Source organism: Streptomyces sp. Q2 (genome assembly GCF_056820935.1).
Map to the genome: position 1 here is coordinate 83,997 of NZ_JBXEJE010000023.1, position 16,753 is coordinate 100,749.

The 16,753-nt window shown below is 71.5% G+C and carries 14 protein-coding genes; 9 read left to right on the forward strand and 5 right to left on the reverse strand.

What is annotated here, in order from left to right; genetic code table 11:
- Positions 1-283: 283 nt before the first annotated feature.
- Together ACWBNA_RS25650 and ACWBNA_RS25655 are read right to left on the reverse strand one after the other, a co-directional pair.
- The gene (locus tag ACWBNA_RS25650) at positions 284-523 is read right to left on the reverse strand and encodes a heavy-metal-associated domain-containing protein (protein WP_217240390.1); all 240 of its coding nucleotides are present in this window, start codon (positions 521-523) and stop codon (positions 284-286) included.
- 90 nt (positions 524-613) lie between these two features.
- Positions 614-1,279: a TetR/AcrR family transcriptional regulator gene (locus ACWBNA_RS25655; RefSeq protein WP_482706864.1), complete on the reverse strand. Its 666-nt coding sequence runs from the start codon at positions 1,277-1,279 to the stop codon at positions 614-616.
- Between the two features lie 124 nt (positions 1,280-1,403).
- Between ACWBNA_RS25655 and ACWBNA_RS25660 the strand changes: the two genes are divergently transcribed.
- Together ACWBNA_RS25660 and ACWBNA_RS25665 are read left to right on the forward strand one after the other, a co-directional pair.
- Entirely contained in the window at positions 1,404-3,614 is a 2,211-nt protein-coding gene (locus tag ACWBNA_RS25660) for an MMPL family transporter (protein WP_482706865.1), read from the forward strand.
- 42 nt (positions 3,615-3,656) lie between these two features.
- The gene (locus ACWBNA_RS25665) at positions 3,657-4,700 is read left to right on the forward strand and encodes a zinc-dependent alcohol dehydrogenase family protein (RefSeq protein ID WP_482706866.1); all 1,044 of its coding nucleotides are present in this window, start codon (positions 3,657-3,659) and stop codon (positions 4,698-4,700) included.
- Here the strand turns inward: ACWBNA_RS25665 and ACWBNA_RS25670 are convergent.
- The 3 genes from ACWBNA_RS25670 to ACWBNA_RS25680 form a co-directional block, all read right to left on the reverse strand.
- Positions 4,681-5,244 (reverse strand): GNAT family N-acetyltransferase, encoded by a 564-nt coding sequence (locus ACWBNA_RS25670; RefSeq protein ID WP_482706867.1) that lies wholly within the window; start codon positions 5,242-5,244, stop codon positions 4,681-4,683. The genes ACWBNA_RS25665 and ACWBNA_RS25670 overlap by 20 nt on opposite strands.
- 66 nt (positions 5,245-5,310) lie before the next feature.
- Positions 5,311-5,511: a helix-turn-helix transcriptional regulator gene (locus tag ACWBNA_RS25675; protein WP_468648130.1), complete on the reverse strand. Its 201-nt coding sequence runs from the start codon at positions 5,509-5,511 to the stop codon at positions 5,311-5,313.
- A gap of 324 nt (positions 5,512-5,835) precedes the next feature.
- Complete coding sequence (locus ACWBNA_RS25680; RefSeq protein WP_482706868.1) at positions 5,836-6,753, reverse strand: sugar phosphate isomerase/epimerase family protein; 918 nt, start codon at positions 6,751-6,753, stop codon at positions 5,836-5,838.
- Between the two features lie 124 nt (positions 6,754-6,877).
- Between ACWBNA_RS25680 and iolC the strand changes: the two genes are divergently transcribed.
- The 7 genes from iolC (at position 6,878) to ACWBNA_RS25715 (ending at position 16,725) form a co-directional block, all read left to right on the forward strand.
- Entirely contained in the window at positions 6,878-7,828 is a 951-nt protein-coding gene (gene iolC, locus ACWBNA_RS25685; protein WP_482706869.1) for a 5-dehydro-2-deoxygluconokinase, read from the forward strand.
- Positions 7,829-7,857: 29 nt separating this feature from the next.
- Positions 7,858-8,742 carry a Cgl0159 family (beta/alpha)8-fold protein gene (locus tag ACWBNA_RS25690; RefSeq protein ID WP_482706932.1) on the forward strand — a complete coding sequence of 295 codons (885 nt, stop codon included), beginning with the start codon at positions 7,858-7,860 and terminating at the stop codon, positions 8,740-8,742.
- A gap of 7 nt (positions 8,743-8,749) precedes the next feature.
- Entirely contained in the window at positions 8,750-9,574 is an 825-nt protein-coding gene (iolB, locus tag ACWBNA_RS25695) for a 5-deoxy-glucuronate isomerase (protein ID WP_482706870.1), read from the forward strand.
- Positions 9,571-11,454, forward strand: a complete 1,884-nt coding sequence (gene iolD / locus ACWBNA_RS25700; protein WP_482706871.1) for a 3D-(3,5/4)-trihydroxycyclohexane-1,2-dione acylhydrolase (decyclizing) — start codon at positions 9,571-9,573, stop codon at positions 11,452-11,454. Before iolB ends, iolD begins: the two co-directional genes overlap by 4 nt.
- Positions 11,455-11,468: 14 nt before the next feature.
- On the forward strand, positions 11,469-12,971 hold the full coding sequence (gene mmsA, locus ACWBNA_RS25705; RefSeq protein ID WP_482706872.1) for a CoA-acylating methylmalonate-semialdehyde dehydrogenase: 1,503 nt from the start codon (positions 11,469-11,471) through the stop codon (positions 12,969-12,971).
- 245 nt (positions 12,972-13,216) lie between these two features.
- Positions 13,217-15,865 (forward strand): alpha/beta fold hydrolase, encoded by a 2,649-nt coding sequence (locus ACWBNA_RS25710; RefSeq protein ID WP_482706873.1) that lies wholly within the window; start codon positions 13,217-13,219, stop codon positions 15,863-15,865.
- The gene (locus ACWBNA_RS25715; protein WP_482706874.1) at positions 15,862-16,725 is read left to right on the forward strand and encodes an ABC transporter permease; all 864 of its coding nucleotides are present in this window, start codon (positions 15,862-15,864) and stop codon (positions 16,723-16,725) included. The genes ACWBNA_RS25710 and ACWBNA_RS25715 overlap by 4 nt, the downstream gene beginning before the upstream one ends.
- Positions 16,726-16,753: the final 28 nt, after the last annotated feature.

Below are 16,753 nucleotides of genomic sequence, written 5' to 3' on the forward strand. Positions count from 1 at the left end.
TTGGACCAACCCAGGAGTAACAACGGCGCACTTCGCCGGTCCGCTGACGGAATGTCCGCGGCCGGAACCTGTTCGTCACCACGAACGCCCACGATCGCTTCGCCCCTGATGCGGGGCCCGCTCCGGACCGCGGACCGGACCGGACAGCGGACCGGACCGCGGACCGGACCGGACCGCGGGCCGGACCGTACGGAACCGGTGTCGGCCGGCCGGTCGGTCGGTCGGCATGGTCCGGGGTGGGGGCCGGTGAGGGCCGGCGCTCGGGCAGTGGTGGGGTCGGTGCTCAGGCCTTGCCGGCGAGTTCGAAGCCGGCCTCGTCGACGGCGGCGCGCACGGCCTCCTCGTCGAGGGGGGCCGCGGACACGACGGTGACCTCACCGGTCGCGGCGACGGCCTTCACCGAGCTGACGCCGGGGATCTCGGAGATCTCGCCGGAGACGGATCCCTCGCAGTGTCCGCAGCTCATGCCGCTCACCTTGTAGACGGTGGTGACGGAGCCGGGGGTGTCGGTCTGGGCGGTCATCTCGTTCTCCTCGTCGGGGCGGGTGGAACTCACCCGCATACGCTATACCCCTAGGGGGTATTTCTCCAACACCGGTTCGCTGCGTGCCGGCTAGGGGCCGGGGTGGCCGAGTCTCTCCCCGACCAGCGGGTCGAGGTAGCGGACCAGGGCGTTCTTCAGTTCCTGGATGTAGGCCGCCCGCTCGGCGCCCTCGTGGGCGAGGACGAGCTCCAGGCCCGCCTTGTACAGCCCCAGGCACATGTGCGCGGTACGGGTGAGGTCGGCCGGAGCCGCGTCGGGCAGGAACGAGGAGAGCAGGCCCTCGATGCGGGAGAGCAGGGTGGCGTGCAGTGCGTCGTGCGCCTCGGTGATCCGGCCGGGGATGTCGGGGCCGTGCATCAGCGCGAAGAACACCGGGTGCTCGCAGTTGAAGTCGATGAACCGCTCGACGGCGGCTCCGACGGCCTCCTCCAGCGGGGTCACCGGGTCGATCGGGGCGAGCGCCTCGCCGTACGTCTCCCGCATCTCGTGCATGAGCCGGTCGCCCAGCTCGATCGCGATCGCTTCCTTGTTCGGGAAGAACTGGTAGAGCGTGCCCGGCGAGACGCCCGCCTCACGAGCGATGGCGTTGGTGCTCGCGGCCGTGTAGCCGGTGGTGCAGAAGACGTTGGCGGCGGCTTCGAGGAGTTGGGCGATACGGCGCTCACCGCGGGCCTGGCGGCGGCGCGGCGGCTGCTCGTTGTCCTGCTTCTCCTGCTGCTCCTGGCTGTCGGGCACGCGTTTTCCCCAAGTCTCCGAACGCGGTTGACAAACACGAGCGGTCGCTCGCATTCTGGTGAAACGCGAGCGATCTCTCGTGTTTGCCATTTTATGCGTTCCACGGTGAAGGGGACACCGCACGATGACCGAAGTCAACGACCCGCCCCACGTCGGCGGCTGGACCCGATTCGTGACCGCCCGGCCCCGGTTGTCGCTGCTCGCGGCCCTGGTGGTCACTGTGCTCGCCGTGCTGGCCGGCGGCGGGGTCGCCGACCGGCTGGGCGCCGGCGGCTGGGAGGATCCGGGCGCCGAGTCGACGTACGCGACCAAGGCGCTGGAGCGCGAGTTCCCCGACTCCCAGCCCAACTTCCTGCTTCTGGTGGACTCGGGCGGCGCCTCGGTCGACGCCCCGGCGGTCGCGGCGGAAGCCGAGCGCCTCGCGGGGCGGCTGGCAGGTGAGCGGGGCGTCGTGGGCGTCAGCTCCTACTGGCGGTCGGGCGCCCCCGCCCTGCGCGCGAAGGACGGCCACGAGGCGCTGATCGCCGCCCGGATCACCGGCGACGAGAAGCAGATGGGCGAGACCCTGGACCGCATCGCCTCCTCCTACCGAGGCGCGCACGGCCCGGTGGACGTGAGGGTGGGAGGCCCGGTCGCCGTCCGGCACGAGATGCAGACGATCATCCAGGAGGACCTGACCCGCGCCGAGATCATCGCCCTGCCGGTGACACTGGTGCTGCTGGTGATGGTCTTCGGCAGCGCGGTCGCCGCCCTGCTGCCGCTCGGCATCGGCATCGTCGCGATACTCGGCACCAACGCGGTACTGCGCGGCCTCACCGAGGTCACCGACGTCTCCGTCTTCGCACTGAATCTCACCACGGCCCTGGGACTCGGCCTCGCCGTCGACTACGCCCTGTTCATCGTCCGGCGCTTCCGCGAGGAACTGGCCACCGGCGCCGAACCGTTGACAGCGGTCGCCACGACCCTGCGGACAGCCGGCCGCACCGTGCTCTTCTCCGCGCTCACGGTCGCGGTCTCACTGGCGGCGATGCTGCTCTTCCCGCAGTACTTCCTGCGGTCCTTCGCGTACGCCGGCATAGCGGTCGTCCTGTTGGCCGCGGCGGCCGCGCTGGTTCTGCTCCCGGCGGCCCTGGTCCTGCTGGGCCACCGGGTCAACGCCCTCGACCTGCGTCGCGTGTTCCGGCGTGGTGGGCCACCGCGGGCGGCCGCGGCGGGGAGTGGCGCCTGGGCGCGCACCGCGAGCCTCGTCATGCGCCGCGCCCCCTTCTTCGCCCTCGGCACCACGGCCGTGCTCGTCCTCCTCGGCCTGCCCTTCCTGGGCGTGAAGTTCGGCACCGCCGACGACCGTCAACTGCCCTCCTCCGCCGAGTCCCACGTCGTGCAGCAGCACATCCGGGACGGCTTCCCCGGCAGCCCCGGCGGCGGACTCGAAGTGCTCGCCGACGGGCCGGCGACCCAGGCGCAGTACGCCGCGTACAAGGAGCGGATAGCGGACCTGCCCGAGGTGCAGCGGGTCGACGGCCCGCTCGTCAAGGGCGACTCGGCGTACTTCTCGGTGCTGCCGAAGGGAGAGGCGGTCGACGACCCGGCCCAACGCCTGGTCGGCGAACTGCGCGCCACGAACGCCCCCTTCGACACCAAGGTGACGGGCGCGGGGGCAGTGCTGGTCGACTCCAAGGACGCGATAGCCGAGCAACTGCCCCTCGCGGGCGCCTTCATCGTGATCGTCACCCTGCTCCTGGTGTTCCTGCTGACAGGCAGCGTGCTGATACCGATCCAGGCGGTCGTGCTCAACGCGCTCAGCCTGACGGCGATGTTCGGCGCGGTGGTCTGGATCTTCCAGGACGGCCATCTGTCGGGCCTGCTCGGCTTCACCAGCCCCGGATCCATAGAGACCACCCTTCCGGTCCTGATGTTCTGCGTGGCCTTCGGACTGTCGATGGACTACGGCGTCTTCCTGCTCTCCCGCATCAAGGAGGAGTACGACGAGACCGGTGACCACGACCAGGCTGTGCGGCACGGGCTCCAGCGCACGGGCGGGCTGATCACCGCGGCCGCGGTCATCCTCGCGGTGGTGATGGTCGCGATCGGTACGTCCAGGGTGACCAACACCAAGATGCTCGGCCTGGGCATCGCCCTGGCGGTCCTGATGGACGCGATGATCGTCCGCAGCCTCCTGGTCCCGGCGGTCATGCGCCTCACGGGCCGGGCGACGTGGTGGGCGCCGGGGCCGCTGCGGCGGTTCCACCAGCGGTTCGGGCTCAGCGAGGGCGACGCCGGTCCCGAGCGGGCCGCCGTGACGCGGGACCGGGACAAGGTGGAGGCGCGCGGATAGCGTTCCGCCGTCAGAGGTGATCGGACAAGGCGGGGCGGGCGTATGCGGGCAGTGGTGTTCGAGCGGTACGGGGAGCCGGCCGAGGTGCGGGAGGTGGCCGACCCGGAGCCGGCGGAGCACGGGGTCGTGGTGCGGGTCGAGGCGACGGGACTGTGCCGCAGTGACTGGCACGGCTGGCAGGGCCACGACCCGGACATCGCGCTGCCCCACGTGCCGGGGCACGAACTCGCCGGTGTCGTCGAGGCGGTGGGCGCCCGGGTGACCGGATGGCGACCGGGTGATCGCGTGACCGTCCCCTTCATCTGCGCCTGCGGCACCTGCCCGTCCTGCGCGGCGGGCGACCAGCAGGTGTGCGAGCGGCAGACGCAGCCGGGCTTCACACACTGGGGTTCCTTCGCCCAGTACGTGGCACTGGACCACGCGGAGGTGAATCTCGTCACGGTCCCGGACGAGATGTCCTTCGCCACCGCCGCCTCGCTCGGCTGCCGGTTCGCCACGGCGTTCCGGGCGGTGGTGCAGCAGGGCCGGCTGGCGGCGGGGGAGTGGGTCGCGGTGTACGGCTGCGGGGGCGTCGGCCTGTCGGCGGTGATGATCGCGGCGGCCTCGGGGGCGCGGGTCGTGGCCGTCGACGTGTCGCCTCAAGCCCTGGACCTGGCCAGGAAGTTCGGTGCGGCACAGTGCGTGGACGCGTCCCGCACCGAGGACACCGCGGCCGCGGTCCGCGAGCTGACCGGCGGGGGCGCGCATCTCTCCCTCGACGCCCTCGGCTCGCCCGTCACCTGCGCGGCCTCGGTGAACGGCCTGCGCCGCCGCGGCCGTCACGTCCAGGTCGGCCTGCTGCCCTCCCCGACCGGCACGACCCCGGTGCCGATGGCCCGTGCGATCGGCCTGGAACTGGAACTCCTCGGCAGCCACGGCATGGCCGCCCACACCTACCCGCCGATGATGGAACTGGTCCGGGCGGGAGTGCTGCGGCCCGACCTGCTGGTCACGTCCACGATCACCCTCGACGCGACCCCGTCCGCGCTGGCCGCTATGGGCACGGCACCGGGGGCGGGGGTGACCGTCATCGAGCCGTGGAACTGAGGGCGGCCCACTCGTGGTCGAGGAGGGACATCAGCACCTCGTCCGTCCACGCACCCTCGCGCAGCGCCGCCTCCCGCCGGACACCCTCGACCACGAAGCCGACCTTCTCGTATACGCGCCGGGCTCGGTGGTTGTCGCCGTAGACCTCCAACTGGATCCGGTGCAGCCCCAGCCGCTCGAAGCCGTGGCCGACGATGAGCCGGGTGGCCTCGGTGCCGAGCCCTCGGCCTCGGCCGCGGGGGCCGATGAGCGTACGGAAGGTACAGCTGCGGGCGTGCCGGTCCCACTCGTACAGGACGACCTCGCCGACGAGTTCGCCGGTGGCGCGGTCGGTGACGGCGAGGTCGAGGCGGTCCGACCGGCCGGCCCGGGAGCCGTACCAGGAGCGCAGTCCCTCCAAGGTGAGCTCGGTCGACGGCTCGAAGGTGAAGCGGACGACCTCGGGGTCCTGGACGATCGCCCAGATGCGCTCGGCGTCGGCCGCGGTGAACGGTCGCAGCACGGTCTTTTCGCCGGTCAGGGTGGGTTTGACGGAGAAGTCCATGGGACGACTGTGCCCCACGCGCGGGTGGGGCACAGGTTCCTTTTTTGGGGATCCTTTTCCGGGGCGTCAGAACTCTCTTCGCCCCCGGTTGCCCGGGCGGGACGCCACCCACGCCCGGACGGTGTCCGCGTACCAGAAGGGCTTGCCGCCCTCGACGTGGTCGGGCGGTGGCAGCAGCCCGTGCTTTCGGTACGAGCGCACGGTGTCCGGCTGCACCCGGATGTGCGCCGCGATGTCCTTGTAGGACCAGAGCCTTCGGTCGGTCATGGGTTGCCCCTCCGTGCGCGTACCGCGGCGGCGGCCGGGGGCGGCCGTCCGGGGGAGCCGGGCACTGCGCTGGCGATCACAAAGCCTGTGACCCGGTGAACGAGGCCGCGTGAGGGCGGGACAGGGCCTGTGCGACAGGTGTGACGCAACACCCGCCTCCTTGCGACATGTGTGACACAAGAGGGGTATTTGTGACAGAGGTGACGCAAAGGCGTATGCGGGCTCGTCGGCGGGGCGCGTTGACTTCCGGGCGACCGTGTCCCCCCGGATCGGCCGGGCGGACGCCCGGCGTGCCGTCGGCGTGCCCCGCCGGTGTCGTGACGGCTACGCCCCGCAGGACCTCAGGAACGCCCGCGTCCGCTGTGCGATCGGCAGCGGCTTGTCCGGCTCGCACGGGTACATGTCCTGCTCGACGATCGCGAACAGGTCGACGTCCAGTTTCTGCGCGGCCTCCAGGACGGGCCCCAGCGCGGGCACCCCGGTGGGCGGCTCGCACATCACACCGCGCGCGACCGCCGGCCCGAACGGCACCTCGTTGGCCCGCACGTCGGCCAGGATCTCCGGGTCGACCTGCTTGAGGTGCAGGTACCCGATCCGCTCGCCGTAGGTCTCGATGAGCTTGACGCTGTCGCCGCCGCAGTACGCGTAGTGCCCGGTGTCCAGGCACAGTGACACCAGCGACGAGTCGGTGCCGTCGAGGAAGCGGACCACGTTCTCCTCGCTGTCGATGTGGGTGTCGGCGTGCGGGTGGACGACGATCTGCAGGCCGTACCGCTCCCGCACCTCCTTGCCGAGCCGCTCGGTCAGGGAGGTGAGATTGCGCCACTGCTCGGGCGTGAGGGTGTCCGATTCCAGCACCTCACCGGTCTTGTCGTCCCGCCAGAAGGACGGGATGACCACCAGGTGGGATGCCCCCATCGCCTGGGCCAGGACCGCGTTGTCCGCGACGTGGTCCCAGGTCTTCTCCCACACGGCCTCGCCGTGGTGCAGGCCGGTGAAGACCGTGCCGGCCGATACTTTCAGGCCACGCCGGGAGGTCTCCTCGGTGAGGACGGCGGGATCGGTCGGCAGATAGCCGTAGGGGCCCAGCTCGATCCACTCGTAGCCGGACTGCGCGACCTCGTCGAGGAAGCGCCGCCAGGGCACCTGCTGGGGATCGTCCGGAAACCAGACGCCCCAGGAGTCGGGGGCCGATCCGATCCGGATGCGGGACAGTGAGGTCTGAGGTGACAACGACGTCATGGCCGCCAGCGTGCGGATCCCGAGCGAGGGTGTCAAGCCCTGGTCCGAATGTCTGGACAAAACATTGACAGGGCTCACCATGCGGGGCTAGAAAGCCGTGGAGAGCCGACACGAAGGGAAGTCGATGGCGTACGACCTGATCACCATGGGGCGGATAGGAGTGGACCTCTATCCGTTGCAGACGGGCGTCCCACTGCCGCAGGTGTCGTCCTTCGGCAAGTTCCTCGGCGGCTCGGCCGCGAACGTCGCGGTCGCCGCGGCCCGCCTGGGACGGGACACGGCGGTGATCACGCGGACCGGCGACGACCCGTTCGGCACCTACCTGCACGAGGCGCTGCGGGACTTCGGCGTCGACGACCGCTGGGTCACCCCGGTCCCCGGCCTGCCGACCCCGGTCACCTTCTGCGAGGTCTTCCCGCCGGACGACTTCCCGCTGTACTTCTACCGCCGGCCCAAGGCGCCCGACCTGGAGATCGACGCCCACGAGCTGGACCTCGACGCCATCCGCGAGGCCCGCATCTTCTGGGTCACCGGCACCGGCCTGAGCGAGGAGCCCAGCCGTACGGCGACCCTGGCGGCCCTCGCCCACCGGGCCAAGGCCGGCACCACGGTCTTCGACCTGGACTGGCGGCCCATGTTCTGGACGGACCCGGACACGGCCCGCCCCTTCTACGAAGAGGCCCTGCGCCACACCACCGTCGCCGTCGGCAACCTGGACGAGGTGGAGGTGGCGACCGGAGTGCGCGAGCCGCACGCCGCCGCCCGGGCACTCCTGGACGCCGGTGTCGAACTCGCCGTCGTCAAGCAGGGCCCCAAGGGCGTCCTCGCCGTCAACAGCAAGGGCGAGTCCGCCGAGGTCCCGCCCCTCCCGGTGACCGTCCTCAACGGCCTCGGCGCCGGCGACGCCTTCGGCGGCTCCCTCTGCCACGGCCTGCTGGAAGGCTGGGACCTGGAGAAGATCATGCGGCACGCCAACGCGGCCGGTGCCATCGTCGCCTCCCGCCTGGAGTGCTCGTCCGCGATGCCCACGCCGGACGAAGTGACGGCGGCCCTCGCGGCGGGAGCCGTCCTGTGACCGCCGTCGCCCGCGCCGACAACGGCCCCGTGCCCTCCGTCGACGTCACCGAACTCGTCCGTCTGCGCACCCACCACCCCGACGCGGTCGCGGAGGCGGCCGCCCGCCGCCCCCGCCGTCCGCTGCTCAACGAGTCCGGCCGGCTGATGATCGTCGCCGCCGACCACCCGGCGCGTGGCGCCCTCGGGGTCGGCGACCGCAAGTTCGCCATGGCCAACCGCGTCGACCTGCTCGAACGCCTGTGCCTGGCGCTGAGCCGCCCCGGCGTGGACGGCGTCCTCGCCACCGCCGACATCCTCGACGATCTGCTGCTGCTCGGCGCCCTCGACGGCAAGGTCGTCATGGGCTCGATGAACCGCGGCGGCCTCCAGGGCGCCAGCTTCGAACTCGACGACCGCTTCACCGGCCACCGCCCCGAGGACATCGAGCGCTTCGGCTTCGACGCCGGCAAGCTGCTGCTCCGCATCGACTACGAGGACCCGGGCTCCCTCACCACCCTGGAGTCCACGGCCCGCGCCATCGACGACATGGCCGCGCGCCGGCTCCCCGTCTTCGTCGAGCCGTTCATCAGCGAACGCTCGGCGGAGGGCAGGCTCCGCAACGACCTGTCCGCCGAAGCCGTCACCAAGTCGATCGCCATCGCCTCCGGGCTCGGCGGCAGTTCGGCCTACACCTGGCTGAAGGTGCCGGTCACCGAGAACCCCGACGACATGGCCGAGGTCATGGCGGCCTCCACACTGCCCGCCGTGCTGCTCGGCGGCGAGGTCGGCGACGACCAGGACGGGGCGTACGAGAAGTGGCGGGGCGCCCTGCAACTGCCCACCGTGCGCGGTCTGGTGGTCGGCCGTTCGCTGCTGTACCCGGCGGACGGCGACGTGGCCGCCGCCGTGGACACCGCCGTAGGACTGCTGTGAGGGCCGCATGACGAGCAACGACCTCTACCTCGCCAAGGGCGCCACGACGGGCGCCCAGTACGCCGTCGACATCGACCCGAAGCGGGCCGGCTGGACCTACAGCAGCCTGCGGATCGTCGAGCTGGAGCCCGGCGGCACGCACACCTTCGACGCCGGGGACAGCGAGTGGATCGTCGTCCCGCTGAACGGCGGATGTACGGTGCAAACAGAGGGCAGTGAGTTCCAACTCCTGGGCCGGGAAAGCGTGTTCGCCGGAGTCACCGACTTCGCGTACGTGCCCCGTGACGCCCGGGCACAGATCGCCTCCGGCGCGGGCGGCCGCTTTGCTTTGGCAGGAGCGAAGTGCGAGCGACGACTCCCCGCCCGCTACGGCCCCGCGCCGGAGGTCCCGCAGGAGGTGCGCGGCAGCGGCAACTGCACGCGCCACGTCCGCAACTTCGCCTCGGCGGACGCCTTCGACTGCGACAAGCTGATCGCCGTCGAGGTCGTCACGCCCGGCGGCAACTGGTCCTCGTACCCGCCGCACAAGCACGACGAGCACCGGCCGGGCGAGGAGGCGGAGCTGGAGGAGATCTACTACTTCGAGATCGACGGCCCGAACGGTTTCGGCTATCAGCGCGTATCCCCTTCACGCGAGGGCGGAGCGGACGTCCTCGCGGAGGTCCGCTCCGGCGACGCCGTCCTCGTCCCCGACGGATGGCACGGCCCGTCGATCGCCCAGCCCGGCCACGACATGTACTACCTGAACGTCATGGCGGGCCCGGGCGAGACCCGGGAGTGGCGGATCTGCTTCCACCCGGACCACGTAGAGAGCACAGGGGGTTACCGATGACCTCGACGACGAGGCTGACGGTCGCACAGGCGCTGGTGCGCTTCCTCGCCGCCCAGTACACGGAGCGCGACGGTGTACGGCAGCGGCTGATCGGCGCGACCTGGGGCATCTTCGGCCACGGGAATGTCGCAGGGCTCGGCCAGGCGCTCGTCGAGTACGCCGACGAGATGCCGTACCACCAGGGCCGCAACGAGCAGTCCATGGTGCACGCGGCGGTCGGCTACGCGAGGCAGTCCAACCGCCTGTCCACCCACGCGGTCACGACCTCCATCGGCCCGGGCGCGACGAACCTCGTCACCGGTGCCGCCCTCGCCACGATCAACCACATCCCGGTCCTGCTGCTCCCCGGCGACACCTTCGCCACCCGGGTCGCCGACCCGGTCCTCCAGCAGCTGGAACTGCCGTACGCGGGCGATGTGTCGGTCAACGACTGCCTGCGCCCGGTGTCGAGGTACTTCGACCGCGTCACGCGTCCGGAGGCCCTGATCCCGGCCGCCCTCCAGGCCATGCGGGTGCTCACCGACCCGGTGGAGACGGGCGCGGTCACCCTCGCCCTCCCGCAGGACGTCCAGGCCGAGGCCTACGACTGGCCCGACGAGTTCTTCGCCGAGCGCACCTGGGTCGTACGACGTCCGGGCGCCGACACGACCGAGCTGGCCGAGGCGGTCAACGCGATCCGGGCGGCCGAGCGCCCCCTGCTGATCGCGGGCGGCGGCGTCCACCACAGCCGCGCCGAGGAAGCCCTCGCCGAGTTCGCGGCCGCCACCGGCATCCCGGTCGCCTCCACCCAGGCCGGCAAGGGCTCCCTGCGCCACGACCACCCCCAGGACGTCGGCGGCGTCGGCCACACCGGCACCGCGACGGCCGACGAACTCGCCCGCCTGGCCGACCTGGTCATCGGCGTCGGCACCCGCTACACCGACTTCACCACCGCCTCCGGCACCCTGTTCGAAAAGCCCGGGGTCCGCTTCCTCAACCTGAACATCGCCCCCTACGACGGTCACAAGCTCGCCGGCATGCCGCTCGTCGCGGACGCCCGCAGCGGCCTCCAGGAGCTGACCCAGGCCCTGGGCATGCACGCGCACCGGGTCACGGACACGTACGTCAGCGAGTACACCCTGGACAAGGAGCGCTGGGAGCAGCGCGTGGACGCCTGCTACGAGGCCGAGGAGCCGGACGTACGGCCGACGCAGTCCCAGGTGCTCGGCGCGCTGGACGCCCTCGTGGACGAGTCGGACGTGATCATCAACGCGGCCGGTTCGCTCCCCGGCGACCTGCACAAGCTGTGGCGGGCGCGCTCGCGGGACCAGTACCACCTGGAGTACGGCTACTCCTGCATGGGCTACGAGATCCCGGCCGCGATCGGCGTCAAGATGGCGGCACCCGACCGGCCCGTGTGGGCGCTGGTCGGTGACGGAACCTATCTGATGATGCCGACGGAGATCGTGACGGCCGTACAGGAGGGGATAGCCATCAAGATGCTCCTCGTCCAGAACCACGGCTACGCGTCCATCGGCGGACTGTCCGAGTCGGTGGGTGGCGAGCGGTTCGGCACCGCCTACCGCTACCAGTCCGAGGACGGTACCTACACGGGGGCGCCGCTCCCCGTGGACCTCGCCGCGAACGTGGCGAGCCTTGGCATGCGCGTGCTGCGCGCGAAGACCGTACGGGATCTGCGGGCCGCGCTCGCCGAGGCCCGTGCGGCCGACACTCCCACATGTGTCTACGTCGAGACGGAAACGGCAGACACAGTGTCGGGCCCGCCTCCGGCGCAGGCCTGGTGGGATGTACCTGTGGCCGAAACCGCGACTCGACCGTCCGCGGTGAAGGCACGTGAGCTGTACGAACGGCACGTCTCCACCCGACGCCGCCATCTGTGAAGGAGTACTCGGTCATGACGAAGATCGTCAACCACTGGATCGGCGGCAAGACCGTCGAAGGCGCGTCGGGTACGTACGGGCCGGTCACCGACCCCGCGACCGGCGCGGTCACCACGAAGGTCGCGTTCGCCTCCGTCGAGGAGGTGGACGCCGCCGTCGCCGCCGCCAAGGACGCCTACGCGACCTGGGGCACCTCGTCGCTCGCCAAGCGGACCACGATCCTGTTCAAGTTCCGGTCGCTGCTCGACGCCAACCGCGACGCGATCGCCGAGCTGATCACCGCCGAGCACGGCAAGGTGCACAGCGACGCGCTCGGCGAGGTCGCCCGCGGCCTGGAGATCGTGGACCTGGCGTGCGGGATCACCGTGCAGCTCAAGGGCGAACTGTCCACCGAGGTGGCCAGCCGCGTGGACGTCTCGTCCATCCGGCAGCCGCTCGGTGTCGTCGCGGGCATCACGCCGTTCAACTTCCCGGCGATGGTGCCGATGTGGATGTTCCCGATCGCCATCGCGACCGGCAACACCTTCGTCCTGAAGCCGTCCGAGAAGGACCCGTCGGCGTCCCTGAAGATCGCCGAGCTGCTGGCCGAGGCCGGTCTGCCGGACGGCGTCTTCAACGTCGTCAACGGCGACAAGGTGGCCGTCGACCGCCTCCTGGAGCACCCGGACGTCAAGGCCGTCTCCTTCGTCGGCTCGACCCCGATCGCCCGCCACATCCACACCACCGCCTCGGCGAACCACAAGCGCGTCCAGGCCCTGGGCGGCGCCAAGAACCACATGCTGGTCCTGCCGGACGCCGACCTGGACGCGGCGGCGGACGCGGCGGTGAGCGCGGCCTACGGCTCGGCCGGCGAGCGCTGCATGGCCATCTCGGCCGTGGTCGCGGTCGGCGCGATCGGCGACGAGCTGGTCGACAAGATCCGCGAGCGCGCCGAGAAGATCAAGATCGGCCCCGGCAACGACCCCACCTCCGAGATGGGCCCGCTGATCACCGCCGTCCACCGCGACAAGGTGGCCTCCTACGTGGAGGGCGCGGCGGCCGAGGGCGCCGAGGTCGTCCTGGACGGCACCGGCTACACGGTCGACGGTTTCGAGGACGGCCACTGGATCGGCATCTCCCTCCTCGACAAGGTGCCGACCACCGCGAAGGCCTACCAGGACGAGATCTTCGGCCCGGTGCTGTGCGTGCTGCGCGTCGACACCTACGACGAGGGCGTGGCCCTCATCAACAGCTCGCCGTTCGGCAACGGCACCGCGATCTTCACCCGGGACGGCGGCGCGGCCCGCCGCTTCCAGATGGAGATCGAGGCCGGCATGGTCGGCGTGAACGTCCCGATCCCGGTCCCCGTCGGCTACCACTCCTTCGGCGGCTGGAAGGACAGCCTGTTCGGCGACCACCACATCTACGGCAACGACGGCACGCACTTCTACACCCGCGGCAAGGTCGTCACCACCCGCTGGCCCGACCCGGCGGACGCCCCGGCGGGCGTCGACCTGGGCTTCCCGCGCAACCACTGACACCGAACCGTTCAGGGGCCGTCCGTCATACGGACGGCCCCGTTTTTTCGGCCGCTGCGCGGCCATCAAGGGGCGCGGGGAACTGCGCGACCAGCCCCAACGAACCCGCACCCGGCCGGAGACAGAACCAACCAGCCGTACCACGCCCGCGGTACACGAAACCGCCCCCGTACCCCCAGGGGATGGGGCATGGTTCACCCCCCAGTCGACAACTCACCGCCTACTTCACCCCGTACCGTTGACGCATGGATCTTCGACTGCCCCGGCTGCGAGGCCTACTCAGGGGGCCGCGACGGCTCGGCGCCGCCGCGGCCGCCGTCGTAGCGCTCGCCGGCGCCGGGACATGGACGGCCGCCGCCGACGACGACGCGCCGCCGGTACACCGCACCGACCGGGTCATGGACATGGGGGGCGGGGTGCGCATCGACACCTCGTACTTCACGTCTCCCGACGCGGGACGCCGCCCCGCCGTCCTCCTCGCGCACGGCTTCGGCGGCAGCAAGGCCGACGTCCGGCAGCAGGCCCAGAACCTCGCCCGGGACGGGTACGCGGTCCTGACCTGGTCGGCGCGCAGCTTCGGCAAGTCCACCGGCAAGATCGGCCTCAACGACCCGCAGGGCGAGGTCGCCGACGTACGCAAGCTCATCGACTGGCTCGCCGAGCAGCCGCAGGTCCAGCTCGACAAGGCCGGCGACCCGCGCGTCGGCATGGCGGGCGCGTCGTACGGCGGCGCGATCGCGCTGGAGACCGCCGGGTACGACGACCGGGTGGACGCCATCGCCCCGGCGATCACCTACTGGAACCTCGCCGACGCCCTCTTCCCGAACGGCGTGTTCAAGAAGCTCTGGGCGGGCATCTTCGTCAACTCCGGCGGCGGCTGCGAGAAGTTCGAGACGCAGCTGTGCCAGATGTACGAACGGGTCGCCGAGGCCGGCACCCCGGACGCGCAGGCCGTGAAGCTCCTGGAAGAGCGCTCGCCGGCCGCCGTCGGAGACCGCATCAAGGTGCCCACCCTGCTGATGCAGGGCCAGACCGACTCCCTCTTCCCGCTCGGCCAGGCCGACGCGGCCGCGAAGGCGATCCGCGCCAACGGAGCCCCGGTCGACGTCGACTGGATCGCGGGCGGCCACGACGGCGGCGACATGGAGACCAGCCGCGTCCAGGCCCGGGTCACCTCCTGGTTCGACCGGTACCTGAAGGACGACAAGGCCACCGACACCGGCCCCGCCTTCCGCATCACCCGCACCGGAGGCGTCGACTCCACCGACGGCCAGGCGCTGCGGCGAGGCGCGAGCGACGACACGTACCCCGGCCTGGAGAGCGGACGCAAGGCCTTCGCCCTGACCGGCCGCGAGCAGAGCTTCGCCAACCCGGCGGGCGCCAACCCGCCCGCCGTCTCGGCCCTTCCCGGCCTCGGCGGTGGCGGACTCGCCCAGCTCTCCTCGCTCGGCGTCGGCGTCTCGCTGGACTTCCCCGGCCAGTTCGCCCGCTTCGAGTCGAAGCCGGTCGCCGACGACGTCCGGATCACCGGATCGCCGACGGCCACCGTCCACGTCCGGTCGACCAGCGACGACGCCGTCCTCTTCGCCAAGGTGTACGACGTCGGCCCGGGCGGCACCCAGCAGGTGCTGCCCTCCCAGCTGGTCACCCCCGTGAGGGTCGAGGGCGCCAAGGCAGGCAAGGACGTGACGATCACGCTGCCCGCCGTCGACCACGACGTCGAGAAGGGCCACCGGCTGCGTCTGGTCCTCGCCTCCACCGACCTCGGGTACGCCTCCCCGGCCGCCCCGGCGACGTACACCGTCTCCCTGAAGAGCGACCTCGAGCTGCCCACGGCCCCCGGCGTGACGACCGCGGCCGCCCCGCTGCCCGCGTGGGTGTGGTGGCTGCCGCTCGCGGGCGCGGTGGTCGCCCTGGTCCTGCTGCTGACCGGCCGCCGCCGTACCTCCACGTCGCCCCCCGACCCGGACCTCGCCGAAGTTCCCCTGCAGATAACGGATCTGAGCAAGCGGTACGCCAAGTCCGCGGACCGGTACGCGGTCAGGGAGCTGTCCTTCCGCGTGGAGAAGGGCCAGGTCCTCGGCCTCCTGGGCCCGAACGGCGCGGGCAAGACGACCACCCTGCGCATGCTGATGGGCCTGATCAAGCCGGACGACGGGGAGATCCGCGTCTTCGGCCGGGCGATCCGCCCGGGCGCCCCGGTGCTGTCCCGGGTCGGCGCGTTCGTCGAGGGCGCGGGCTTCCTGCCGCACCTGTCCGGCCGGGAGAACCTGGAGCTGTACTGGGCGGCGACCGGCCGCCCGGCCGAGGACGCCCACCTGGACGAGGCCCTGGAGATCGCGGGCCTCGGCGACGCGCTGGCCCGCGCGGTGCGCACGTACTCGCAGGGCATGCGCCAGCGCCTCGCCATCGCCCAGGCCATGCTCGGCATGCCCGACCTGCTGATACTGGACGAGCCGACGAACGGCCTCGACCCGCCGCAGATCCGCGAGATGCGCGAGGTGATGATCCGCTACGCGGCCGCCGGCCGTACGGTGATCGTCTCCAGCCACCTGCTGGCGGAGGTCGAGCAGTCCTGCACGCACATCGTCGTCATGGACCGGGGCAGGCTCGTGCAGGCCGGCCCGGTCGCGGAGATCATCGGCTCCGGTGGCACCCTGCTCGTCGGCACCAGGACCGCCGTCGACGAGCCGGTCGTCGAGAAGATCGCCGCGCTGCCGGGCGTGACCTCGGCCGTACGCACCGACGACGGACTCCTGGTCCGCCTCGGCGCCGACGGCAGCGCGCAGCGCCTGGTCGTCGAACTCGTCCGGCTCGAAGTGCCCGTCGAGTCCGTGGGCCCGCACCGCCGGCTCGAAGACGCCTTCCTCACCCTGATCGGAGGCTCCGCATGAGCACGCTCGTCGAGCGCCCGGAGGTCGCCTCCGGCTACCGCGCGGACCGCACGCTCCCCCTCAGGGTGGAGCTGGTCCGCCAGCTGAAGCGGCGCCGCACGCTGGTCATGGGCGGGATCCTCGCCGCCCTGCCGTTCGTCCTGCTCATCGCCTTCGCCATCGGCGGCGAGCCGGACGGCGGCGGCAACCGGATCACGCTGATGGACACGGCGACGGCGTCCGGCGCCAACTTCGCCGCCGTCAACCTGTTCGTGTCCGCGGGCTTCCTGCTGGTCGTCCCGGTCGCCCTGTTCTGCGGGGACACGGTCGCCTCGGAGGCCAGCTGGTCCTCCCTGCGCTATCTCCTCGCCGCTCCCGTGCCGCGGGCCCGGCTGCTGTGGTCGAAGCTCGTCGTCGGGCTCGGCCTCAGCCTGGCCGCGATGATCCTGCTGCCGGTGACGGCCCTGGCCGTCGGCTCGGCCGCCTACGGCTGGGGGGCCCTGGAGATCCCCACCGGCGGCTCGCTCGCGCCGGGCACGGCCGCCCAGCGGCTCGTGGTGGTCGTGGCGTTCGTCTTCGTGTCGCAACTGGTCACCGCCGGACTCGCGTTCTGGCTCTCGACCAAGACGGACGCCCCGCTCGGCGCGGTCGGCGGCGCGGTCGGCCTCACCATCGTCGGCAACGTCCTCGACGCCGTGACGGCCCTCGGCGACTGGCGTCACTTCCTGCCCGCGCACTGGCAGTTCGCCTGGGCCGATGCCATCCAGCCCACTCCCGAGTGGTCCGGCATGATCCAGGGGACGGCGGTTTCCATAACGTACGCCGTGGTGCTGTTCGCGCTGGCCTTCCGGGGTTTCGCCCGCAAGGACGTGGTGTCGTAGGTCACCGGAGGATCACCTACCGGTCTCG